The organism is Haloglomus halophilum, assembly GCF_024298885.1.
Taxonomy (GTDB): domain Archaea; phylum Halobacteriota; class Halobacteria; order Halobacteriales; family Haloarculaceae; genus Haloglomus; species Haloglomus halophilum.
Genome location: NZ_CP101166.1, coordinates 3,071,640 through 3,092,769, shown reverse-complemented (window position 1 = coordinate 3,092,769; position 21,130 = coordinate 3,071,640). Strand labels below are relative to the sequence as shown.

The 21,130-nt window shown below is 68.4% G+C and carries 25 protein-coding genes; 16 read left to right on the top strand and 9 right to left on the bottom strand.

Going from position 1 to position 21,130, the window contains the following annotated elements:
* The first annotated feature begins 27 nt into the window (after nucleotides 1–27).
* Entirely contained in the window at nucleotides 28–258 is a 231-nt protein-coding gene (locus tag NL114_RS15040) for an MTH865 family protein (protein WP_254821734.1), read from the top strand.
* A gap of 101 nt (nucleotides 259–359) precedes the next feature.
* Nucleotides 360–659 carry a hypothetical protein gene (locus tag NL114_RS15035; RefSeq protein WP_254821733.1) on the top strand — a complete coding sequence of 100 codons (300 nt, stop codon included), beginning with the start codon at nucleotides 360–362 and terminating at the stop codon, nucleotides 657–659.
* A gap of 24 nt (nucleotides 660–683) precedes the next feature.
* Here the strand turns inward: NL114_RS15035 and NL114_RS15030 are convergent, their stop codons facing one another.
* Both NL114_RS15030 and NL114_RS15025 read right to left on the bottom strand, forming a co-directional pair.
* Nucleotides 684–1,355, bottom strand: coding sequence for a 2-phosphosulfolactate phosphatase (locus tag NL114_RS15030; RefSeq protein ID WP_254821732.1), 672 nt, complete (start codon nucleotides 1,353–1,355; stop codon nucleotides 684–686).
* Nucleotides 1,352–2,413 (bottom strand): phosphotransferase family protein, encoded by a 1,062-nt coding sequence (locus tag NL114_RS15025; RefSeq protein ID WP_254821731.1) that lies wholly within the window; start codon nucleotides 2,411–2,413, stop codon nucleotides 1,352–1,354. The genes NL114_RS15030 and NL114_RS15025 overlap by 4 nt, the downstream gene beginning before the upstream one ends.
* Nucleotides 2,414–2,501: 88 nt before the next feature.
* On the opposite strand from NL114_RS15025, the gene NL114_RS15020 reads away from it, so the two are divergent.
* Both NL114_RS15020 and NL114_RS15015 read left to right on the top strand, forming a co-directional pair.
* Nucleotides 2,502–3,743 (top strand): acyl-CoA dehydrogenase family protein, encoded by a 1,242-nt coding sequence (locus tag NL114_RS15020; protein ID WP_350355431.1) that lies wholly within the window; start codon nucleotides 2,502–2,504, stop codon nucleotides 3,741–3,743.
* Between the two features lie 146 nt (nucleotides 3,744–3,889).
* A complete protein-coding gene (locus NL114_RS15015; RefSeq protein ID WP_254821729.1) occupies nucleotides 3,890–4,087 on the top strand; it encodes a hypothetical protein in 198 nt (65 codons plus the stop codon).
* A 151-nt stretch (nucleotides 4,088–4,238) separates the two neighbouring features.
* Here the strand turns inward: NL114_RS15015 and NL114_RS15010 are convergent, their stop codons facing one another.
* A complete protein-coding gene (locus NL114_RS15010) occupies nucleotides 4,239–4,721 on the bottom strand; it encodes a GNAT family N-acetyltransferase (RefSeq protein WP_254821728.1) in 483 nt (160 codons plus the stop codon).
* A gap of 166 nt (nucleotides 4,722–4,887) precedes the next feature.
* Here NL114_RS15010 and NL114_RS15005 point away from each other — a divergent pair, with 166 nt between their 5' ends.
* The 3 genes from NL114_RS15005 (at nucleotide 4,888) to NL114_RS14995 (ending at nucleotide 7,603) form a co-directional block, all read left to right on the top strand.
* The gene (locus NL114_RS15005; protein ID WP_254821727.1) at nucleotides 4,888–6,153 is read left to right on the top strand and encodes a DUF502 domain-containing protein; all 1,266 of its coding nucleotides are present in this window, start codon (nucleotides 4,888–4,890) and stop codon (nucleotides 6,151–6,153) included.
* Nucleotides 6,150–6,560: an archease gene (locus NL114_RS15000; RefSeq protein ID WP_254821726.1), complete on the top strand. Its 411-nt coding sequence runs from the start codon at nucleotides 6,150–6,152 to the stop codon at nucleotides 6,558–6,560. Before NL114_RS15005 ends, NL114_RS15000 begins: the two co-directional genes overlap by 4 nt.
* A 74-nt stretch (nucleotides 6,561–6,634) precedes the next feature.
* The gene (locus NL114_RS14995) at nucleotides 6,635–7,603 is read left to right on the top strand and encodes a metal-dependent hydrolase (RefSeq protein WP_254821725.1); all 969 of its coding nucleotides are present in this window, start codon (nucleotides 6,635–6,637) and stop codon (nucleotides 7,601–7,603) included.
* Between the two features lie 91 nt (nucleotides 7,604–7,694).
* On the opposite strand, the gene NL114_RS14990 is transcribed toward NL114_RS14995, so the two are convergent.
* A complete protein-coding gene (locus NL114_RS14990) occupies nucleotides 7,695–8,483 on the bottom strand; it encodes a helix-turn-helix transcriptional regulator (RefSeq protein WP_254821724.1) in 789 nt (262 codons plus the stop codon).
* 185 nt (nucleotides 8,484–8,668) lie between these two features.
* Here NL114_RS14990 and NL114_RS14985 point away from each other — a divergent pair, with 185 nt between their 5' ends.
* The 4 genes from NL114_RS14985 to NL114_RS14970 all read left to right on the top strand — a co-directional run bounded on the left by NL114_RS14985 (nucleotide 8,669) and on the right by NL114_RS14970 (nucleotide 11,155).
* Complete coding sequence (locus NL114_RS14985) at nucleotides 8,669–9,211, top strand: hypothetical protein (protein WP_254821723.1); 543 nt, start codon at nucleotides 8,669–8,671, stop codon at nucleotides 9,209–9,211.
* A gap of 241 nt (nucleotides 9,212–9,452) precedes the next feature.
* The gene (locus NL114_RS14980; RefSeq protein WP_350355377.1) at nucleotides 9,453–10,184 is read left to right on the top strand and encodes a hypothetical protein; all 732 of its coding nucleotides are present in this window, start codon (nucleotides 9,453–9,455) and stop codon (nucleotides 10,182–10,184) included.
* The gene (locus tag NL114_RS14975) at nucleotides 10,181–10,831 is read left to right on the top strand and encodes a DUF2238 domain-containing protein (protein ID WP_254821722.1); all 651 of its coding nucleotides are present in this window, start codon (nucleotides 10,181–10,183) and stop codon (nucleotides 10,829–10,831) included. Before NL114_RS14980 ends, NL114_RS14975 begins: the two co-directional genes overlap by 4 nt.
* A gap of 123 nt (nucleotides 10,832–10,954) precedes the next feature.
* Nucleotides 10,955–11,155, top strand: a complete 201-nt coding sequence (locus NL114_RS14970) for a dodecin (protein ID WP_254821721.1) — start codon at nucleotides 10,955–10,957, stop codon at nucleotides 11,153–11,155.
* A gap of 540 nt (nucleotides 11,156–11,695) precedes the next feature.
* Here NL114_RS14970 and NL114_RS14965 read toward each other — a convergent pair.
* Nucleotides 11,696–12,085, bottom strand: a complete 390-nt coding sequence (locus NL114_RS14965) for a HesB/IscA family protein (RefSeq protein ID WP_254821720.1) — start codon at nucleotides 12,083–12,085, stop codon at nucleotides 11,696–11,698.
* Between the two features lie 142 nt (nucleotides 12,086–12,227).
* On the opposite strand from NL114_RS14965, the gene sucC reads away from it, so the two are divergent.
* Nucleotides 12,228–13,373, top strand: a complete 1,146-nt coding sequence (sucC, locus tag NL114_RS14960; protein WP_254821719.1) for an ADP-forming succinate--CoA ligase subunit beta — start codon at nucleotides 12,228–12,230, stop codon at nucleotides 13,371–13,373.
* A complete protein-coding gene (sucD, locus tag NL114_RS14955; protein ID WP_254821718.1) occupies nucleotides 13,370–14,239 on the top strand; it encodes a succinate--CoA ligase subunit alpha in 870 nt (289 codons plus the stop codon). The genes sucC and sucD overlap by 4 nt, the downstream gene beginning before the upstream one ends.
* Nucleotides 14,240–14,522: 283 nt before the next feature.
* Here the strand turns inward: sucD and NL114_RS14950 are convergent, their stop codons facing one another.
* Nucleotides 14,523–15,185 carry a helix-turn-helix domain-containing protein gene (locus tag NL114_RS14950; RefSeq protein WP_254821717.1) on the bottom strand — a complete coding sequence of 221 codons (663 nt, stop codon included), beginning with the start codon at nucleotides 15,183–15,185 and terminating at the stop codon, nucleotides 14,523–14,525.
* A 271-nt stretch (nucleotides 15,186–15,456) separates the two neighbouring features.
* Here NL114_RS14950 and NL114_RS14945 point away from each other — a divergent pair, with 271 nt between their 5' ends.
* Nucleotides 15,457–16,530 carry a PGF-CTERM sorting domain-containing protein gene (locus tag NL114_RS14945; RefSeq protein WP_254821716.1) on the top strand — a complete coding sequence of 358 codons (1,074 nt, stop codon included), beginning with the start codon at nucleotides 15,457–15,459 and terminating at the stop codon, nucleotides 16,528–16,530.
* 20 nt (nucleotides 16,531–16,550) lie between these two features.
* Here NL114_RS14945 and NL114_RS14940 read toward each other — a convergent pair whose 3' ends face one another.
* Complete coding sequence (locus tag NL114_RS14940; protein ID WP_254821715.1) at nucleotides 16,551–17,687, bottom strand: AI-2E family transporter; 1,137 nt, start codon at nucleotides 17,685–17,687, stop codon at nucleotides 16,551–16,553.
* 166 nt (nucleotides 17,688–17,853) lie between these two features.
* On the opposite strand from NL114_RS14940, the gene NL114_RS14935 reads away from it, so the two are divergent.
* Nucleotides 17,854–18,891: a hypothetical protein gene (locus NL114_RS14935; protein ID WP_254821714.1), complete on the top strand. Its 1,038-nt coding sequence runs from the start codon at nucleotides 17,854–17,856 to the stop codon at nucleotides 18,889–18,891.
* A gap of 109 nt (nucleotides 18,892–19,000) precedes the next feature.
* Here the strand turns inward: NL114_RS14935 and NL114_RS14930 are convergent, their stop codons facing one another.
* Both NL114_RS14930 and NL114_RS14925 read right to left on the bottom strand, forming a co-directional pair.
* Entirely contained in the window at nucleotides 19,001–19,975 is a 975-nt protein-coding gene (locus NL114_RS14930; protein WP_254821713.1) for an aldo/keto reductase, read from the bottom strand.
* Nucleotides 19,976–20,034: 59 nt separating this feature from the next.
* Entirely contained in the window at nucleotides 20,035–20,670 is a 636-nt protein-coding gene (locus NL114_RS14925) for a YIP1 family protein (protein ID WP_254821712.1), read from the bottom strand.
* 171 nt (nucleotides 20,671–20,841) lie between these two features.
* Between NL114_RS14925 and NL114_RS14920 the strand changes: the two genes are divergently transcribed.
* Nucleotides 20,842–21,126 carry a DUF433 domain-containing protein gene (locus NL114_RS14920; RefSeq protein ID WP_254821711.1) on the top strand — a complete coding sequence of 95 codons (285 nt, stop codon included), beginning with the start codon at nucleotides 20,842–20,844 and terminating at the stop codon, nucleotides 21,124–21,126.
* Nucleotides 21,127–21,130: the final 4 nt, after the last annotated feature.

Sequence of the window (21,130 nt, the reverse complement as noted above, 5' to 3'; positions counted from 1 at the left end):
TTTCCCCGTGTCGCCAGGCGTACCGCCATGGCCACCCAGCAGCCCGCGGCCGAGATGCGACAGCAGTTGACCGAGGTGTTCGGCCGGGCGGAGTACCCCGTGACGGAGCCGTTCGAACTCATCCCCCTGATGCCGGACGGCCCGGCCACGACGTTCGAGGCCGGCGATGTCTGCATCAGCGCGATGGACCTCGGGATGGGCTACGCGGAGTACCAGGAGTACCCGTACGAGAGTGCGACGCGCTGGTCGCGGACCTGATGACCGGACTCCGTGACGACGGCCGGTTCGAGTGAGTCGCAGGGGTAGACACTCCCGAACCGGTACCAACGCTTTACTCGCGGGTTGCCCAACGGTATCGCATGACAGACGACGAAGGGAACTTCGATACCCGTGTCGAGACCAATCGGTGGGAGTCGTTCACCCGGCTGACGTTCTCCTACTTCGCGGACCAGGAGTACGCCGTCGAGCGGACCTTCGACCAGAAACTGGGCGAACTCAAACTCGTGTTCAAGGACGAGGACCGCGGTGAGCGGGCGGTGTTCATCTACGAGGGGAGCCCGCCGGACATGGCCAGGGAGAGTCTCCAGACGATGCAGCGGGTATTCGAGGGGTCGATGGATGCGGCGACGTTCTGGCGGGAGATGCTGAAGAAGTCCTGAGAGCGTCGCGGCGGCCCGTCGGAATCAGTCCGCCACGAACGCGCCGTCTCGCAGCCGCGGCACCACACCCGTCGAATCGAACTCGCAGAGTGCCTCGACCTCGTGCTCGAAGCCCATCTCGCAGAGCCACTGGGCCGTGCCCGTCTCCCGGATGGTCGCGGCGAGGGCCGCCACGTCGGGCGGCGCACCGTCGAGGTGGGCCGCGATGGCATCGACGCCGGCCACGTCCTCGCCGACGACCTCCCCCTGTCGCCCGGCCGCGACCAGCCACGTCTCCTCGTGGTCGGCGACGGCCTCGGCCACCGCGGCCGCGTTCACCGTCGTCCCGACGTAGATGTCGCGGTCGTGGCCGATGCGGTCCATCGCGCGGGTCCCGTTCGAGGAGAGCAGGCCCACGGGCCGGCCCTCCACGGGGTAGTCCGCCACCAGCGACGGGAGTGGTGAGCCGTCGAACCCCTCGACGGAGTCCCCGCCCTGCTCACCGACGAGGAAGGCGTCCGTCTCGGCTTTGAACTCGCGCGCAGCGTCGGCGTCGGCGAACGGGCGGACGTACTCAGCGCCCGCTTCCAGCAGGCGGACCACCGTGGTCGAGGAGATGATGACGTCGACCACGACGAAGGCCGCGTCCGGCGCGGGGTCGGGGAGGTCCTCCTGCCGGTCGACGCGCCTGACGGTCGGCTCCATCGACGTGGTCACAGCGGCTGGTCCCCCTCGATGATGGCGACGCCCTGCTCGGCCAGCGCGGGGACGCCGTCCTCCATCATCGCGTAGAACGTGCTGTCGCTGTTGCCCATCAGGTAGCGGGCGTAGAACATCTCGCCCAGCGCCGCCATCTTGTAGACCGCGAGCACGCGGTAGAACCGCTGGTTCGTGAACTCGACGCCGGTCTGTTGCTCGTAGCGGTCCACGAGGTCGCGCCGGCTCGGGTAGTCGTCGTTCGTGAGGAAGACGGGCGCGACGGTCTGCATGATGGTCGGCAGCGAGTCGCCGGATTCGAGCCAGAAGAAGAGGAGCCACCCGAGGTCACAGAGCGGGTCGCCCAGCGTACTCATCTCCCAGTCCAGCACGCCCGTCAGCTCGGGCTCGTCCGCCGGCCCGAAGATGACGTTGTCGAGCTTGTAGTCGCCGTGGACGAGCGCGTGTTCGTGCTCGCTCGGGGCATTGTCGTCGAGCCAGTCACCGATGCGCCGGAGGTCGGGCACCTCGCGCTCACTCGTCGTCTCCTCGAACGCCCACTCGATCTGGTCGGTCCAGCGCTCGACCTGGCGCTCGGTGAACCCCTCCGGGCGGCCGAAATCGCCCAGCCCGACGGCCTCGTGGTCGACGGTGTGGATGGCCGCGAGGGTGTCGACCATCTCCTCGCCCACACGCTGGCGTGCGTCCGGATTCGCGAACCGGTCGGGCTCGCTGAACCGGAGCACGTCGCCCGGCAGCCGCTCCATCACGTAGAACGGACAGCCCATGATGTCCGTGTCCTCCGACGCGGCGACGGTCCGCGGGACCGGCACGTCCGTGTCCTGCAGGGCGTCGACGACCTCGAACTCCCGGAGGACGTCGTGTGCGGTGTCAGCGGTCTCGCCCGGCGGCGGCCGCCGGACGACGAGATCCGTCTCACCGTACTCGACGAACAGCGTCTCGTTGGAGAACCCCTGGTCGTGTCGTTCCACGTCGAAGGCATCGGGCTCGGTGTCGAGATGGCCCGCGAGGAACTCCCGCAGCCGGGCCGGGTCGACGAGGTCGCCTGTCGCTACCATACACACCCACCGAGTTTCCGACGGTAAAAGCCCCGCTCTTTAGCGACACCATCGTTAACCCGGGTGCGGCGTTCGGAGTGGTATGGATATCCCATACGACGACTCCGAGCGGGGCCGCGAGGTCGCCGCACGCACCCGCGAGTTCGTGGACGAGGTCGTGTTGCCCGAGGAGCGCGCGCTCTTCGGCGGGCGCGACGAGCGCAGCCCCGCCGACCGGCAGGACGAGGCCGAATCGCTCATCGACGACCTGCGCGAGGACGCGCGCGAACTCGACGTGTACGGCCCCCAGATTCCCGAGGCGTACGGCGGCCTCGGGATGGACTTCGACGACCTGCTCCCAGTCTTCGAGGAGGCCGGCCGCTCCATCCTCGCGATGCGCGCGATGCACGTCGCCGCGCCCGACGAGGGCAACATCCACATCCTCGACGAGGCCGGGACGGAGGCCCAGAAGGAGAAGTACCTCCGGCCGCTGGCCAACGCCGAGATAACGTCGGGCTTCTCGATGACCGAACCGCTGGACGGCTCCGGGTCGGACCCGAAGGCCATCCGCACCACGGCCGAGAAAGAGGGCGACGAGTGGGTCATCGACGGCCACAAATGGTGGACCACGCAGGGGAGCGACGCCGACTTCCTCATCGTCGTCGCGCGGACGAACCAGGAGGCCCACCCCTACATGGGCGTCTCGCTGTTCATCGTCGACGCCGACGCCGACGGGGTCGAACTCGTCCGAGACGTGCCCCACATGGGCGAGGCGGGGATGGCTCACTCCGAGATCCGGTACGACGGGGTCCGCGTCCCGGAGGAGAACCTGCTCGGGACGAAGGACGCGGGCTTCGCCATCGCCCAGCAGCGACTCGGTCCCGCCCGCCTCACCCACTGCATGCGCTTCGTCGGGATGGCCGACCGCTCGCTCGACGTGGCCAAGGCGTACATGCACGAGCGCGAGGCGTTCGGCGAGCCGCTGGCCGAGAAGCAGGCGCTCCGCTTCGATATCGCGGAGGCCGAGACCCGCCTCCACGCTGTCCGGACGATGGTGCGCCACGCCGCCCGGCAGATCGCCGCCGGCGAGCAGGCCCGCACGGAGGTCGCGATGACGAAGACCTTCGCCGCCGGCGTCGTCCAGGATGTCATCGACGACTGCGTGCAGGTCTGTGGCGGCAACGGCATCGGGAAGGACCTCCCGCTCGCTGATTTCTACGAGAACGTCCGCTGCTTCCGCATCATCGACGGCGCCGACGAGGTCCACAAGCGCTCCATCGCGCGGGCGGCGCTGGACCCCGACGACGTGGCCTCCGAGGAGGTCGAGCACATCACCCGTTTCGACGGGTAGGGGCTGTCATCGCGGGGAAATCCCAGAGGGCCACCCGGCGGTGGGCGGGGCTAGCTATCCGGTGTCGCCACCGATGCCCAGGACAGGTGTGAGGGTATGGCATGCCCACAGAAAGGCTATGCCACCACCTCCGCTCGTCTCTCCCGATGACGGCTGCTGTCTCGACCTTCTGGAGGGAGTGTAACCGCTATCACGACCTCGCGAAGACGTTCCTCCGGAACGTCGAGCGCTCGCACCCCCGCACCCTCTCGGGCCGGCATCCCGGATGCCCATCCGACAACTACTGCTGTGGGTACTGCGCGACCGGCATCACGTACTACGAGTACCGCGGCCCGTCGGTGTAACCGGGTGAGGGTCGCGTAGCGCGACCGAGACGGCGTCGGGTCCCCAGCCCTCAAGCGACGGTGTGTCCCCGATACCCCATATATGATAGATATGGATATATTGTTCGTAGATTTATAGAAATATGCAGCTCATTCGAGAACTATCCACAGCCTACCGCCGGACCAGATTCGACAGGCGCTCGGTCAGCCCGCCGTCACCCAGCCGGAGGTAGTAGGCGTCGCCGCGGTCCTCGTAGTAGTTGTCGACGCGGCGCTCGATCTCGAAGCCGACGTGCTGGTAGAAGTCGATGGCCCCCTGGTTGGTCGTCCGTGCGTGGCAGGTCACCGAGGAGTGGTCGTCGGCGACGGCGGCGACGAGCTGTTCGCCGAACCCCTCGCCCTGCCAGTCCGGGTCGACGGCGAGGAAGAGGACGTAGCCATCGCGACGGGTCGCGGCGAACCCGACGAGTTCCTCGTCCGGCCCGGACGCGATGAGGGCGTACACCGTCGAGCGACGGTAGGCGTCGACGAAGAACCCCCGGCGCTGTTTGAGCACGCCGTGTCGAGCGCGGATGCGCTCTTTCAGCTCCCACGCGTCCCCCGAGAGGTCGTCCTTGCCAGGGCCGACGACACGGAGCTCGATATTGACGCTCACTACCACTTCCATAGGTTCTCGACCGGATATAATTCCACCGCCAACACGCGCCGCCCGGGGCCACCGCCCGCGGGCGGTCCGGCTAGGGCGCCGCCCAACGGCCACGACGGGCGGCGAGCGCCCCGGGCCACAACCCCTTAGGTGCGTGGCCACGCAGTCGGCAGCAATGAGCGCGCTCGACCCCGACGACGCAGAGATCGTCGGGCGGCGGCAGTCTCCGAAGGAGGTGCTCCGGAAGTCACTCGTCACCGGCGCGGCCATCATCCTCCCGCTGGCCGTCACGCTACTGGTCCTCAGCTTCGTCGTCAACTTCCTCTCGAACGCCCTGAGCCCCATCTCGCAGACGGCCGTCTCGCAACTCCCCTTCAACAACGAGAACATCGTGCGGGCCATCACGGTCGTGGTACTGCTGGTCGTGATGCTGGTCGTCGGATTCCTCGCGGAGTTCACCGAGGGCGGCTCCTCCATCGGCAACCGGTTCGACCACTTCATGGAGTCCATCCCGGGAATCGGTTCCGTCTACACCAGCTTCAACGAGATGTCCGAGCTCCTGCTCGACTCGGACACGGAGTCGTTCCAGGACGTGAAGCTGGTCCAGTACCCCGTCGAGGGGTCGTACACGGTCGCGTTCAAGACCGCCGACACGCCCGCGACGCTGGAATCGGATACGGGCCACGACGAGATGATAACCCTGTTCATGCCGATGGCCCCCAACCCCGTCATGGGTGGGTTCGTCATCCACGTCTCCACCGACCGGGTCGTGGACACGGACATGACCGTCGAGGAGGGGATCCGCAGCATCGTCACCAGCGGGGTCGCCATCGGCGAGACCAGCCCGACGATGCGGGGCCTGAGCGAGGAGCAACTCGAGGAACTGGGCCGTCTCCGCCGGGTCGAGGACGGCAGCCAGCCCGAATCCACCGGCTCCGTCGACGCCAGCCGGGACAAGCAGGCCCAGTACGAGCGCGACGTGGCCCCGGAGTTCTCCGATACGCCGGACAAGATCGAGCGACGCACGGAGGGCGCCGGCAGCGACGCGAGTACGCCCGCCGACCTGGAGCGTGGCGAGGGCTCCATCGGTGACACCGCCGGGACCCCGGCGGAGGCTAGCCGCGCCGACGAGCGGACCCGTGGAACGACCCCCCAGCCGCCGGCCGAACGGGCCGGGCACCGCCGGGGTGACAGCGCGGGGAGTGCCGACGTACCCGACGATATCGCCGACGACAGGGACGCCGGCGACGACCCCGGCGGGAGCGGCGACCGGAACGGAGGTGACGCCGGCGAGGGGAAGACGACCGAAGGAGACACCGGGGGAGAGGAGACGACCGAAGGTGGCACCGACGGGGACGCCGACGGTGGTGAGAGCGAAAGCGAGAGCGACGAGGTGTTCCCGACCGACAGCGACGAGTGGACCGACGAGGAGGACCCGTGAGCTTCGAACTCCGCGACCACACCGCCGACGTGGCGGTGGCGGCCGAGGGCGAGAGCCTGGGTGAGACGTTCGCCGCGGTCGCCGACGGGCTCGCCGCCGCGATGTGCGACGAGGTACCGGCCGGCGGCGAGCAGTACCCCGTCGGCGTCCACAGCGAGGGCAAGGAGTCGCTCCTGTTCGACTACCTGGACGACCTCATCTACCAGCGCGACATCGAGCACGTCCTGCCCGTCGACAACGCCTGCGAGGTGTTCTTCAAGCGCGGCAAGTGGGTCCTGCGTGGGTCGTTCCGCGGCGTGCCGCTCGACCGCGTGAGTGCCCGCGAGGTGAAGGCGGTCACCTACTCGGACATGCGGGTCGAGCGGACCGCCGACGGCTACGAGGCGTACGTCGTGCTGGACGTCTGAGGGGCCGGTGGCGAACGTGGAGGCGAGCCGCGGCGGCCGCGTCGCTTATTCGCTCCCGCGACGTACCCCGGGTGATGTTCGTGGGCCACGGACTGCTGGCGTTCGCGCTGGTCGCGGCGCTCGCACGCGCACGCGGCTGGTCGGCCGAGCGTGCGCTCTCGCTTGGCCTGCTCGCGGGCGCGTTCGGCCTCGCGCCCGATGTCGACATCCTCTACGCCCCCGTCGGGGTCCTCGGGGCGAGTGGCCCGCTCGACGCCGCGGCGGGCTTCTGGATGGCCGGCAACGAGGTCCACCGCGCGGTGACCCACTCGCTGGTCGTCGCCGCCGTCGCGAGCCTCGCCGCCGGCGCCTGGGCGACCGGCACCCGACGGGGGCGCCTCGGCGCGACCTTCGGGGTCGCGGGGCTCGTCGCCGTCGCGTTCCTCGTCTCCGGGGCGCTGGGGGCGGTCGTGCTGGCCGCGTTCGGCGTGGCCGTGTTCGGCCTCGCCCGGGTCGGGCGGGTCCGCCTCCGTCACACACCGCTCGCCATCGCGGCCGCGGCGGCGGTCGGAACGCTCACGCACCCGTTCGGCGACCTGTTCACCGGCGAGCCGCCCGCGCTGGCCTACCCGTTCGACGTGACCCTCCTCACCGAGCGCGTCGTGCTCTCGCCGGACCCGACGCTACATCTCCTCGGAGCCCTGTTCGTCGAACTCGGGACCGCCTGGCTCGCAGCGCTCGTGCTGGTGTGGCTCCGCGACGACGCGCTCCCGACCTGGCCCGCGCCGGGGGCGCTCGCCGCGCGCATCGACCGCCGGGCCGGCCTCGGCCTGGGGTACGCCGGCGCGGCCGCCCTCGTCCCGGCGCCGACGCTCGATGTCTCCTACCACTTCGTCTTCCCGCTGCTCGGGATCGGCCTCCTCGTGACGGCCGCCTCGGCAGTCCGGGAGGTCCGTACCGCTCCGGACCGCTGGCACGGGGTCGAGCGGGCGGCGCTCTCGGGGCTCGCGGCCGTCACGCTCGCAGCCGTCGCGTACACGGCGGGCTACCTGCTGCTGGGTTGAGGCAACTGGATGGACGCCCCCGACTGCCAACGATGCAGCGTCGGGAACAGGCAGTCCTCGGGCAGCCGGTGGACGACGAGCAGAGACGAGTTCAGGGAAGCGTATCCAGACGCTCGCTTTCGGCTCGGATGTCCGAGTACCGTTGTTCCAGCCAGCGGGTGGCGTCTGGGGCTCCAGTCACGATACATCCGAGGAGTTCCCGCTCCGTGGAGTGAACGATGACAGCACCTTCCGCTCCCGATTCGGTGTCGACAACGATGAGTGAGTAGTCGGGCCCGTCCGTCGTCTCGTAGCCCGTGAACTTCTCCAGTTGTGACAGCGTCTCGACCTCGTCGGGGATATCGGAGCGCAGTTCCCTGACCAGTTCCCGGTCGAAGATGATCTCGACGTCGAATTCCGCCGAGAGCCGCGTCGCCAGTTCGATACCACGCGGGTTCGTGAACGTCGGTACGTACACTCGCACCTGCCCGCTGGCGCGCTCCAGCAGTGCCTCGATGGCATGGTAGGGCTCGTACGGGCTCGAACCCCTGGGCACACTCACCTCTGCGTCCGCCAGTACCTTCGGGGAGAACTCCGCGTCCAGCGGGAACGAGGCGAGCAACTGCCGATGCGTCAGGACGTCGGCAACCCCTCGTACGTACGCATCGTACTGCTCGGCCAGGAGCGAACCGACGACGGTCGCCTGACAGCCGCCTGGAGCGTCGTCGACCAGTCCCGCATCCGTGAGCGCCGTAATCGTTCGGTTGACCGTCGATCGGGAGTAGTCGAGTTCCTCCGCTATCGTCCGCTTCCGTACGCGCTCACCGTCCAGAAGCCTGAGAACGTCGATCCGCTTCGCGACGAGGTCGAGTACCGCTTCGACGTCCGAATCCGACGACATACTCGTGCCTACACGATGGGTCGGCCTTTTATTTGCTCATGTCGTGAGCAGATCTCCAGCCAGTAGTAATATCTCGCCTGTCCCGGCGTTAGGTGACAGGGCATGCGACCAAAGTCGCGGAACCGGTCTGTGAGAGGAGCATCGACCCGACAGCAGCCGACGACCGGCACCGTGGGTGGTGCAGTGTGACCGAGGAGAGTCCCAGGCGCCGGGTGCTGGCGTGTCTCGGGACCGGTCTCGTGGTCGGTCTCGCCGGCTGTTCGAGTGGCGGAGACGGGACGACCGACGATGGCGGTCCCGACGACTCCGGGGACGGCAGCGACGAGACGACGGATAGCCAGACGGGGGCGTCCCCGTCCGACACCACCGGCCAGGGAAGTGGGCTCACAGCGACCGGGGAAAGTGCAGTCGAGGGACTCGAGATAGTCGACCTCGAACGACAGGGAGGGAACAGCAACAAGATCCTCATGTTCACCACGGTCCGCAACACGGGAGACCAGACCACGGACCTCTCGGAGTACAACTACGAGATGTCGTTGTACGACAGCGAAGGGGACACGATTCAGGGCAGCAGGGGGTACGCCAAGGGCGACGAGGTCGCGCCGGGGGACTCGGGCACGATCAACGTCAGCCACTCCGTCGAGGGCGATGTAGCCGACGTTGCTCGCGCCGAGGTCTCGATCAACTGTAACGGTGCGCTGATCGACGGCGCGTACTGCCAGTCGTGACGGGGGGCGCAGGGGGATGCACGCAGGCGGCTCTAGGGGATGCACCGACAGCTCTGGGGGATGCACGCAGGCGGCTCTAGGGGATGCACCAGCAGCTGGGGGATACACAGAGGGTTCCGAGAGAGACGCCACTCCGTGACTCCGGACGGTGAATCGCTCCCGGTCCGTTCCAGTCGACCATCCGAACGCCGCCCGGCCGGTTCCCCCGAACGCTTTGTGCGCTCGGGGCGGAGTACCGCTGATGGCTACAGAGCTGGACCGGTTCGTCGAGGACGAACGCCTGAACGCGTTGCTCGCGTGGGCGCTCGTCGGATTCGTCCTGCTGGTCGCGGTCGGGAACGCCGTTATCGGCGAGTTGGCGTGGGCAGCCTTCGCCGCGTCGGTTGCGATACTCGCGCTGCAGCCACCCGTCCGGTTCAAGAACCCGCTGGCGATGCTGCCGTGGGAGGTCCTGGCGCTGGCGGCGCTGCCGCTGCTCGCCAGACCGTTCACCATCCTCGCGGGTATCGGGACGGGCGCGCTGGCGACGTACCTCGCGGTCGCGGCGGTCGCGCTCATCGTCGCCGTCAACCTCCACGTCTTCACGCCGGTCGAGATGAACGCTGCATTCGCCGTCGTCTTCGTCGCCATCGCGACGATGGCCGCGGCGGGCGTCTGGGCGGTCGTCCGGTTCGGCGTCGATACGCTGCTCGGAACGACGTTCCTCCTGAAGCCGGGGCTCGACGAGCACGTCATCGAGCGGAACGTGATGCTGGAGTTCGTCTACTCGACGGTCGCGGGCGTCGGTGCCGGCGTCATCTTCGACCTGTACTTCCGGCGCCGGCGGGCCCGCCACGAGCGGCTGCCGGCCGACGTGGAGGCCGAGCTGCGGGCCGACAAGGAGTCCTTCGAGCAGACCGTCGCCGAGCAATCCGTCGACTCGCCTCTCACCCGAGCCCGGAACCGTGACGGGCGCCAGGGGGGAGACCAGTGAGACTCCGCGACCACCTCGGCATCGACACCGACACGCAGGCGCGCCTCGCCTGGGCGATGGAACTCGTCCTCGTGGGCATCCTGCTCGTCGGCATCTGGGACCGCGACACCGGCATCATCGTCAACACGGCGGTCGGCCTCGCCGTGACACAGCTCGTCCCGCTGCTGGAGCGGGACTACGGCATCCCGATGGACCCCGCGCTGACGCTGTGGATCACCGGCGCGGTGTTCCTCCACGCCGTCGGGGTCGTCGGCTTCCCCGGCTCGCCACAGAACCTCTACGCCAGCGTCTGGTGGTACGACCACGTCACGCACGCGCTCTCCGCGTCGGTCGTGGCCGCGGCCGGCTACGCGACCGCGCGGGCGGTCGACCTGCACACCGACGAGATACGGCTTCCCCCACGCTTCATGTTCGTCTTCATCCTGCTCGTGACGCTCGCGTTCGGCGTCCTCTGGGAGGTCATCGAGTTCACCATCGGCGAGGCCGCCGCGCTGACCGGCAGCGACGCCGTCCTCACACAGTACGGGCTCGGCGACTCGATGCTCGACCTCGTCTTCGACAGCGTCGGCGCGGTCGTCGTGGCGGGCTGGGGAACCGCCTACCTCTCGGATGTCGCTGGCGCCATCGCGCGGCGGCTCGGCGGATAGAGCCCGGACCACGGTTCGGGCGGCTGAAGCACGACGCTGCCTGGAACCGAGACACGAGAGCGGGTTCCTTCCGCGCCCGGCACACACCTTTAATTAGGAGCCGCCGAAACCAATCGCTCGGACATGAGCGTCTACAAGAAGATAGTACTCATCGGGACCAGCGAGAAGAGCTTCGAAGCCGCCGTCGACAACGCGCTGGACCGCGCGGACTACACCATCGAGAACATCCACTGGGCCGAGGTGCAGGACATGGGCGTCGAGATGGCCAGCGTCAGCGGCCGGGAATACCAGGTCGAGGTCGAGGTCGCCTTCGAGCTGGAATAGAGCTTTTTTCCGCGGCGGGTTCGCTTGTGCGCCGGCCTGCGGCCGGCGCTCTGCGCGAACCACTTGCGCAAAGAACGTTCAGAAAAAAGGCTCGTCCTCGGCGTCGGGTTCGCCGGCCTACGGCCGGCTCACCACGCACCTCGGACGAGTGAAATCGCGCCTGCGGCGCGGTATGCACAGCATCCGAACGGACTACCGTACCACCACTATATATTGAGTTAGAGATATATTCCAGACACAAACGTGCGATTTTATATTTTATATGGGATTTTTGCATATAAGGCGAGACGTAATAGATGAAGAGGAACCCATTTTGAGATGCCAGGTTCGCTGCATACGCGCGAGCGGAGTCCTCGCGAACGAAGTGAGCGAGCGCGTTTCACCGGCCCGAGCAGAGTGAGGGCCGGCTTTTTTCTGAACGTTCTTTGCCGTGAGCGGTTCCGCGCCTCCGGCGTCCTCAGAAATCTTCGATTTCTGATGGGCTGCGGGAGAGCGAAGCTCTCCCGAACGCGGAACCCGAACGGGAAGAAAGCTCGAGTCTCAGGTCCGGAACGACTCGCCACAGCCACATTCGGAGACAACGTTCGGGTTCTCGACGGTGAAGCCCGCGCCCTGCAGGCCACCCTCGAAGTCGAGCACGGAGCCCTCGATGTAGTTCATGCTCGCGGGGTCGACGAACACGCGCAGGTCGTGATGTTCGTAGACGGTGTCGTCGTCCTCGGGCGCGTCGTCGAAGCGCATCCCGTACGAGAGGCCCGCACATCCGCCCTGCTGGACGAACAACCGGAGTCCGGCCACGTCCGTGTCCAGGTCCTCGCCGGTCAGGAGGCCGAGCGCCTGCTCGGCGGCCTCCTCGGTGACGCGGATCTCGGGGCGCTGCTCGGCCGTCTCGCCGGGGTCGGCGCCTCCCTCGTCGGCGGTGCTGCTCATATCCATCCTATTCGCGGCCGTCGGGGTAACACTTACGCCGGCGCGTGTTCCTCGGACCGACTGGACACGCGTCGACCCGGCACCCGGCTATGCCCGGTTCCGGTACAACTAACTCGCCGTCACGGGAAGGCCCGTGCGTCAGATGAAACTCCACGAGTACCAGGCGAAGGGTGTCTTCGCCGACGCCGGGATTCCGACGCCGGCCTCGCAGCTCGCCGAGACCGCCGACGAGGCGGTCGCTGCAGCCGACGACATCGGCTACCCGGTCGCCATCAAGGCACAGGTGCAGGTCGGCGGCCGCGGCAAGGCCGGCGGCATCGAACTGGTCGAGAACGCCGACGAGGCCCGCGAGGCGGCCGAGCGCATCATCGGGATGGACCTCAAGGGGCTCCACGTCGACAGCGTCCTCGTCGAGGAGGCCGTCGACTTCGTCAACGAGCTGTACATCGGCGTCACGATGGACCGCAACGAGGGCCGACCCGTCGCGATGGTCTCGACGAAGGGTGGCGTCGACATCGAGGAGGTCGCCGCCGAGAACCCCGACGCCATCGCCCGCGAGCACGTCGACCCGGCGTTCGGCCTGCACCCGTACCAGGCCCGCCGCGCGGTCTACGACGCCGGCGTCGACCGCGACGTGGCCGGCGACGTGGCCTCGGTGCTCACGACGCTGTACAGCCTCTGGGACGACCGCGACGCCACGGAGACGGAGATCAACCCGCTGATGGTCACGGCCGACGACGAGGTCATCGCCGCGGACGCGGTCATGAACATCGACGAGGACGCCCTGTTCCGGCATCCGGACCTCGCCGAGATGGAGGACGAGACCGCCGGCGACGAGCTGGAGGCCAAGGCCAACGAGTACGGCTTCGACTACGTCCGGCTCTCGGGCAACGTCGGCATCATCGGCAACGGTGCGGGGCTGGTGATGACGACGCTTGACCTCGTGGACTACTACGGCGGCGAACCCGCCAACTTCCTCGACATCGGGGGCGGCGCGAAGGCCGAACGCGTCGCGAACGCGCTGGACATGGTGTTCTCCGACGAGAACGTCGATTCGGTCGTGTTCAACATCTTCGGCGGCATCACCCGCGGTGACGAGGTCGCGAAGGGCATCAACGCGGCACTCGAACAGTTCGACGAGATCCCCAAGCCCGTCGTCGTCCGCCTCGCGGGGACGAACGCCGAGGAGGGGATGGAGATCCTGAACACGGATCTGGTCGAGGTACAGGGCACGCTCGAGGACGCGGTGCAGCGTGCCGTGGCGCGGGCCGAGGAGGTGGACCAATGAGTATCCTAGTCGACGACGAGACGCGCGTGGTGGTACAGGGCATCACCGGCGGGGAGGGCAAGTTCCACGCCGAGCAGATGATCGAGTACGGAACGAACGTCGTGGCCGGCGCCGTCCCCGGGAAGGGCGGCCAGGAGGTCGCCGGCGTTCCGGTGTACGACACGGTCGCGGGCGCGGCCCGCGAGGAGGACGCCGACGCGGCCGTCGTCTTCGTCCCGCCGGCGTTCGCCGCGGACGCGCTGTTCGAGGCGCTGGACTCCCCGGTCGACCTCGTCGTGGCCATCACGGAGGGCATCCCGCAGCAGGACATGGCCTCCGTCTACAAGCGGCTCGGCGAGACGGACACCGCCCTGGTGGGCCCGAACTGCCCCGGCGTCATCACGCCCGGGGAGGCCAAACTCGGTATCCTGCCGGGCAACATCTTCTCCGAGGGCGACGTGGGTCTCGTCTCACGCTCGGGCACCCTGACCTACCAGGTCGTCGATAGCCTCACCCAGCGCGGCATCGGCCAGACCACCGCGGTCGGCATCGGTGGCGACCCCATCATCGGGACGGACTTCGTCGACGCCCTCGAACGGTTCGAGGCCGACACCGACACCGAGGCTGTCGTGATGTGCGGCGAGATCGGCGGCGAGGACGAGGAGGAGGCCGCCCGCTACATCTCGCAGTACATGGACACGCCCGTCGCCGGCTTCATCGCCGGCCGCACGGCGCCGCCGGGCAAGCGGATGGGCCACGCCGGCGCCATCGTCGGCAGTTCCGGCACCGGAACGGCCGAATCGAAGATCAACGCGCTCAACGACGCCGGCGTCCCGGTCGGGGACACGCCCGAGGAGGTCGCCGACCACATCGAGGACTTCCTGTAGGTCATCAGAAGAGGCCCTGAATTTCCAGTATATTCGTCCATATCTCTTCAGACCATACAATATATGAATTGTAGGGTGTAGAAGCCATCTGCAAAGCGCTCTCTCCCCATCCTGGAGGAAGCACCGTAGCGTGAGCGAAGCGAGCACGAGGAGCACAGTGAACCGCGGCCGGGGCGAGCGGGCGGAGGCTTGCAGGGCACTCCGGCGTAGCTGTCGTCGGTACAGGAGCGCCCGTGGACGCACAACAGGACCGGGAGAAGTGGCGGGACGCCGGCAGAAACGTCTAGTGCGACTTGGCGATCTCGGAGAGCATCCGGGCCTCGATCTTCCGGAGGTGTTCACCGACGGTCGTCGTCGAGAGGTCCAGTGCCTCGGCGATGTCCTCGTGGGTCGCACGGCGCGGCACCTCGTAGTAGCCGACATCGACGGCCGTATCGAGGATCTCCTTCTGGCGCTCGGTGAGCATCGCGGAGAGTTCCTGTGACTCGGGGCTGTACTCCGAGAGCTGTTCGAGTTCGAGGCGGATGTTCTCGGGGACGCTCTCGATGGCGCGCTGGACCGTGTCGTCGTCGCCGATGAGCCCCACACGGACGGCGCCGCTGTCGTCGGCATCCCATCGGATGGGCGTGTCGATGACGAACTCGTACTCGCGGGTGAGCCGGAGCAGGGCCTCGGTCGTCTCGTTGGGCGTGAAGTGGATGTAGGTCTGGATGCCGTCGTCGGTGTCCAGTACCTCGAAGTCGAGCACGTCCCCGCTCCCGCCGAGGATCTCCCGGAGTCGCTCGGAGTCCCCGCGGTGGGTCGCGAGCGACACGGCCGTGCCGTCGTCGAGCAGGTTCAGGTGGAGGATGGCCTCCTCCTGGATATCCGGGTCGTTCCTGAGCCGCTCTTCTGCCGGGTGGAGCCCGCCGGACTCCGGGATGAGGACGATCTTGACGTACCGCATGGCCGAGAGGTACGGTGCGTCTCACAAATAACTACCGTGTGAAATGGTGATATGTTTTATATGCTGTTAAGTGGGGTCGAGTGTGTAATCATCCACATATCGCCCGACGGCCGGCGGATGGCTGTCGGACAGCCGGCAGACGGCCGGAGTCAGTGGACGGGCGGAGAGAGGGTCGACGGACGGCAGGACCGGGACGATCCCGGTGCCGGCACTTGAATCCGGGGACACACCCGGGACAACCGTTTTGGGTGGGTCACCGGGAGTCACGGTTGTGACTGGCACGCACACACGTCAGGTCGTCTCCCTCGCCGTCGTGGCGGTCGCACTGGCCGCGGTGGCGGGGGGACCGGTGTCCGGGGCGGCAGGAGGACCAGCGCCCGGGACGACGGGGGGACAGGCCGCGACGACGGGGCACGGGGGAGACGGCAACCTGACGTGGGTGATGCTGACGCCCCAGCCGGGGCTGGAGGACGGGGACATGGAGAACTACGGCGTCCCGCCGCGGGGCTTCCGGACGGTCGACTACGTCAGCGTCACCTGGATCGACGGCGGGTTCGCCGGGTGTGGTGCCAGCAACGCCGAGGTGTTCGGCATCGACCGGGGGAACGACGACCCCGGCACGGAGGTCGACCAGAGCCTCTTCGCCAGCATCAAATCCACGAAGGTGAACGAGGACGAGTTCAAGGCGGATTTCTACGACGAGGGGGACTTCGGCGGCTCCCCGCCCACGTTCAACGAGGGGGACCAGCTGGTGGGGAAGACGACCAGCTGTATCGACACGCCCCGCGCCCCCGGCTGGTACCAGGTCAGGTCGACCATCGCCTCGAAGAACGGCAACTTCGAGGCGAGATCGCACTACTTCTACGTCTGTGACTGCGCGAACGAGCAGGAGGCCCGCCAACAGCTTGGTCCGCCGCCCTCCGAGCCCACGCCGACATCCACGACAAGCCCGACCCCGACGGCAACGCCCACCCCCACCCCCGAACCCACACCGACCCGGACGCCACCGGCGGAGGGCACGCCGTTCCCCTCCCCCACACCCACGGCGACCACGACACCCACGCCCGAACCCACGCCCACGTCGACTGCCGCAGCCACAGACGCAGCGACCGCGGCCGGGGCGGGCGCCTCGAGTGGGGGCGGCGGTGGGGGATCGGGTGCAGGCAGCAGCGCGGGCGACGGTGAGAGTGGTGGGGTCGCCGCGACCCCGACGGCGACGAATCCGGGCGACTGGTCGGCCATCGTCGAGCGCTCGCCGACGGCCTCCAGCGGCCCCGGATTCGGGGCGGTCGCCGCGGTCGCGGGCATCCTCGCCGCCGGGATACTCGCACGGCGCGAGCGGTGAGCCGGTGGCAGACGGCGGAATCACTCGGTCCGGTCCCCCTCGGAGCCCAGGCTGGCCGGCGCACTGACCTCCGGCGTCAGCTCCTCACCCGCGACGAGCTCCGGGAGGACGATACGGGACGTATGTACCACCAGCACGAGCACCAGTGGCCCGAGGAAGATGCCGTACCAGCCGAAGACGGTGGCACCGAGGACGTACGAGAGCATCGTCGCGCCGGTGTGAAGCTCCCGTCCGGCGAGATACGGCCGGATGACGGTCTGCGGGAGGATATCGAGGAAGATGAGCGCCACGACGAACAGCGCGGCGGGGTAGACGAGGAGCCCGGTGTCGTTCCCGAGCGCGGATATCACCAGCGCACCCGTCAGCGGAACGTAGACGAGTTTGCCCACGACGATGGGGACGAAGCTCGCGAGCCCGGTCGCGAGTGCGAGTGCCGTCGGAATCGGTATCTCGACGGGCGCAGGCACGAGGAAGTTGTACCCGTTGTAGACGACGGCGGCGCCGACGGCGACCAGCGCGACCGTGAAGACGTTGCCGAGGTAGACCGTCTCGAGGTCGTGGTCGACGGTCCGGAGGAAGGCGTCGAGCGTCGACTCCTCGGCGAACAGGTTCGCCCGCGACCAGCGGTAGAGCCGGTCACCGTCCTGCAGGAGGAAGTACGCGACCGCCGCCGCCACCAGCAGGACGAACAGGATGCCGCTCGCGGCCCCGACCAGTGCGAGGGCGGCGTCGGCGACCTCGCGGGCCGTCCCGGCGTTGCTGGTCAGGAAGGATATCGGCTGGTTCAGGACGGTTCGCACGGTCGTTTCGCGGGGCTCTGCGACCGAGCTGTCCAGATACGGGGCCAGCAGCGCACTCACGGTGAGCGACCGGCCCGCGAACGCCGCGAACAGTTCACGCACCGCCACGACCACGATGTAGGCCACCACCGCGACCAGCGGGAGGATGACACCCAGGAAGGTCACCGTCGCGGCCGTGTCGGAGGGTAGATGGCGGTCGACACGCTCGTTGAGCGGACGGACGACGTAGTAGATGAACAGCCCGAGGACGAGGGTCCCGAGGACGTTGAGCGCGACGAAGGCCAGGAGGGCAGCCAGCATGCCGACGGCCAGCCACCAGGCCAGCCGGTCGCGCTGCTGGTCGGCAGCGAGGTCCATGTCGGGGGCGAACACCGGCTCCCTCAAAACGAACGGGGGCAGCCACGGCGACGGGGAGCGTCGCGTGGTCACGGGGGCAGAACCGTCCGCACTTTCAACTTCCCCTCGATACAGGGGACAACCCATACCCGGGAATAGCCCCACCATCCAGCCAAGCGAGACGAACATGGACAGGACTCAACCGCTCGCGGTACTGGTGCTGGTGGCCGTCGTGGCATCGGGGGTCGTCGGACCGACGCTCCTCGGCACGTCGCTCGACGGGACCGGTGGCGTCGTCGCGGCCGGCCACGGCATCGAGGAGGGGAACTTCACCGTCCGACCGAGCCCCCAGCCCGGCCTCGAAGATGGGGAGATGAAGAGCTTCGGCGTCCCGAACCGGGACGTCCCGCAGGTCGACTTCCTCAGGGCCACCTGGAAGGAGGGTGGCTTCGCGGGCTGTGGCACCAGCAACGCCGAGGCGTTCGGCATCGACCGGGGGAACGACGACCCCGGGACGGAGATCGACGAGAGCCTGACGAAGAACGTCAAGTCCACGACGATCACCGAGGACGTGTTCAAGGCGGACTTCTACGACGAGGGGGACTTCGGCGGTTCCCCGCCCACGCTCAACGAGGGCGACGAGTTCGTCAACTACGTCACCGGGTGCATCGACACGCCCGACGAACCCGGCTGGTACCAGCTCACGTCGACCATCGCCGGGACCGAGGAGCAGACCAAGGTGAAATCCCACTACTTCTACATCTGCGACTGCGCGAACGAGCAGGAGGCCCGCGAGAAACTGGGCCCGCCGCCGTCCGAACCCACACCGACGCCGACACCGACGGCGACTCCCACCCCGACGGCAACGCCCACTCCCACGCCCGAGCCGACACCGACCCGGACGCCGCCGGACGAGGGCACGCCGTTCCCCTCCCCCACACCCACGGCGACGCCCACGCCGACGCCAGAACCGACCCCGACGCCGACCGCCGCGGCGACCGCCACCGCGACGGCCGCCGCCGGAAGCGGTGACGACGGCGAGAGTGCGAGCGCCGGGAGCGGGTCGGCCGCGGCCGCGACGCCCACGCCGACGACAGCGGGCAACTGGTCGGACGTGGTCAGGCGGTCACCGACCGCCGCCGAGGGTCCCGGCTTCGGCGCACCAGGCGCGCTACTCGGCGCGCTGCTGGCCGGCGCGCTGCTGGTGATCCGGCGGCGTGACTGACCGCTGTACGCCTGCCAGGAGTGACCTATATAACGAACCACCGTCGCCCTGATGATATATTCCCAGAATGTTTCAGTAATGTGTGGTTCTGAGAGATTCTCCGGGACGTTCACTCGTGGCCGGAGACTGGCACCGGCCGGTACGGCTCCTCGAGATGTTCGATGTCGGAGTCCGACAGCGAGATGTCCAGCGCGGCGACGGCCTCCTCGAGGTGTTCGATGCTGGAGGTCCCGATGATGGGCGCGTCGACCCGGTCCTTGTGGAGCAGCCACGCCAGCGCGATCTGTGCCATGGAGGCGTCCTTCTCGTCGGCCAGTTCCTCGACGCGCTCGTTGACCTCCCGGCCGCCGTTGTCGGCGTAGGGGTGGGCCTGGGCGTAGTCGTCCGTCTCGGCGCGGGTCGTGGTGAGGTACTCCTCGTGGGGGCGCGCGAGGAAACCACGTGCCAGCGGCGACCACGGCATGACACCGATGCCCTCACGTTCACAGAGCGGGAGCATCTCGCGCTCCTCCTCGCGGTACGCGAGGTTGTAGTGGTTCTGCATGGTGGCGAACCGCTCCAGCCCGAGCCGGTCGCTCATGTGGAGCATGTCGGCGAACTGGTGGGCCCACATCGAGGACGCGCCGAGGTAGCGGACCTTCTCGCGGCGAACGGCGTCGTCCAGCGCGCGCATCGTCTCCTCGACGGGCGTCTTGTAGTCGTAGCGGTGCGTCTGGTAGAAGTCGATGGTGTCGACGCCGAGGCGCTCGCGCGAGGCGTCGAGCTCCTGCTCGATGGACTTGCGGGAGAGCCCACCCGAGTTCGGGTCGTCGTCGTCCATCTGGAAGAAGCCCTTCGTCGCGATGACCTGCTCGTCGATGTCCTCGCCGAGCGCGTCGCCGAGGATGCGCTCGGACTCGCCCCGCGAGTACATGTTGGCGGTGTCGAAGAAGTTGATGCCGAGGTCGCGGGCGCGCTCGACGAGTTCGTGGCCGAACTCCTCGCCCCGGACCCACTCGCGCCAGTCCGAGTCGCCGAAGCTCATGCAACCGAGGCAGAGTCGCGAGACGGTGACACCGGTGTCGCCGAGGGTGGTGTATTCCATGGCGGTCGGACTCGTGGGCGCGGCAAAAATGTAGCCCGCCGATCAGACGGCCGTCCGTGTCACGACGGTGCGTTCCCGGCGCCCACCCGCGGGTCGGGCACGATGTCGACGCCGGCGAGGGCCTCGAACGCCGGAACGCCCCCGAAAGCGTAGCCGAACACCAGCAGCGCCGGAACGGCGCCCGCAGCCACGGCCCGGACGACGGTGGTGTCGTGGACGACCACCAGCCCCAGCACGAGGAGCGTGGCGCCGTAGAGCGCGGCCGCGAGCCGGATGCCGGGCACCGGCAGGGCGGCGAACACGCCCGGCGCGGCGGCGTAGGCGACCACCTGCACGGTCGCGGAGACGCCGGCACGCTCGGGGACGAACGGCCGGAGCAGGACGGTCTGGATGGCCGCGGTGAGATGCAGCAGCACCGGCGCGACGAACAGCCCCGCGACGACGAAGGTGAACACCGCCGAGAGGACCGGCCGGCCGCCGTAGACGGGGAAGAAGCCGGGCGTGAACACCCCTCGGAGCGCGACGTGGACCAGCGTGACCACGATAGCGAAGACGAGGCCGGGCGCCTGGTCACCGGGTGCGACGCCGTTCTCGAAGAACCGGCGCGGCCGCACCAGCACCTCGCCCCACGCCCGCGCGAGGCCGACAGGCCCGCGTGCGCGCCCACCCTCCGGGTTCTCGACCCAGGTTGTCACGTCCGAGGGTAGGCGCGACCGCCGTTTGAGGGTTCCGGGGTCCGGCGCGCGGACGCGGGGGACGGGGGGCGGGGCGTCATCACGAGAACCGGCAGCGGGCAGCGTCGTGGCTGATAAGTGTGCGTGTTATGCCGTGCCAACAACTACCGGCGGTAGGGCCGTTCGTTCTCCATGGCCGAGACGACCGACGGCGTCATCGAGCGTGAACTGCTGGACGAACCACACGTAGCCGGCCGTCGGGTCCCGGTCCGGGCGCTGTACACGGCGGTCGAGGAGTCGGGCGCGTCGCCGTCGGCTGTAGCCGCGCAGTTCGACATCGAACCGGCGACGGTCCACCGGGCGCTCGCGTACGCCCACGACCACCCGGAAGAGATGGCAAGCGTCCGCGCCGAGCGCGAGGCCGCCTTCGAGGCGTTCCGCGAGGAGCGCGCCGCGGCGGCCAACGGCGCGGACTGACCCG

Excerpts from the sequence above, each read along its gene's own strand:
- NL114_RS15025 (WP_254821731.1), bottom strand. The coding sequence starts at position 2,413 with ATGGTAGCGACAGGCGACCTCGTCGACCCGGCCCGGCTGCGGGAGTTC.
- sucD (WP_254821718.1), top strand. The coding sequence starts at position 13,370 with ATGAGTATCCTAGTCGACGACGAGACGCGCGTGGTGGTACAGGGCATC.
- NL114_RS15035 (WP_254821733.1), top strand. The coding sequence starts at position 360 with ATGACAGACGACGAAGGGAACTTCGATACCCGTGTCGAGACCAATCGG.
- NL114_RS14980 (WP_350355377.1), top strand. The coding sequence starts at position 9,453 with ATGGCTACAGAGCTGGACCGGTTCGTCGAGGACGAACGCCTGAACGCG.
- NL114_RS14995 (WP_254821725.1), top strand. The coding sequence starts at position 6,635 with ATGTTCGTGGGCCACGGACTGCTGGCGTTCGCGCTGGTCGCGGCGCTC.
- NL114_RS14940 (WP_254821715.1), bottom strand. The coding sequence starts at position 17,687 with ATGGACCTCGCTGCCGACCAGCAGCGCGACCGGCTGGCCTGGTGGCTG.
- NL114_RS14930 (WP_254821713.1), bottom strand. The coding sequence starts at position 19,975 with ATGGAATACACCACCCTCGGCGACACCGGTGTCACCGTCTCGCGACTC.
- NL114_RS14990 (WP_254821724.1), bottom strand. The coding sequence starts at position 8,483 with ATGTCGTCGGATTCGGACGTCGAAGCGGTACTCGACCTCGTCGCGAAG.
- NL114_RS14965 (WP_254821720.1), bottom strand. The coding sequence starts at position 12,085 with ATGAGCAGCACCGCCGACGAGGGAGGCGCCGACCCCGGCGAGACGGCC.
- NL114_RS14935 (WP_254821714.1), top strand. The coding sequence starts at position 17,854 with ATGGACAGGACTCAACCGCTCGCGGTACTGGTGCTGGTGGCCGTCGTG.
- NL114_RS15015 (WP_254821729.1), top strand. The coding sequence starts at position 3,890 with ATGACGGCTGCTGTCTCGACCTTCTGGAGGGAGTGTAACCGCTATCAC.
- NL114_RS14970 (WP_254821721.1), top strand. The coding sequence starts at position 10,955 with ATGAGCGTCTACAAGAAGATAGTACTCATCGGGACCAGCGAGAAGAGC.
- sucC (WP_254821719.1), top strand. The coding sequence starts at position 12,228 with ATGAAACTCCACGAGTACCAGGCGAAGGGTGTCTTCGCCGACGCCGGG.
- NL114_RS14920 (WP_254821711.1), top strand. The coding sequence starts at position 20,842 with ATGGCCGAGACGACCGACGGCGTCATCGAGCGTGAACTGCTGGACGAA.
- NL114_RS15005 (WP_254821727.1), top strand. The coding sequence starts at position 4,888 with ATGAGCGCGCTCGACCCCGACGACGCAGAGATCGTCGGGCGGCGGCAG.
- NL114_RS14950 (WP_254821717.1), bottom strand. The coding sequence starts at position 15,185 with ATGCGGTACGTCAAGATCGTCCTCATCCCGGAGTCCGGCGGGCTCCAC.
- NL114_RS15040 (WP_254821734.1), top strand. The coding sequence starts at position 28 with ATGGCCACCCAGCAGCCCGCGGCCGAGATGCGACAGCAGTTGACCGAG.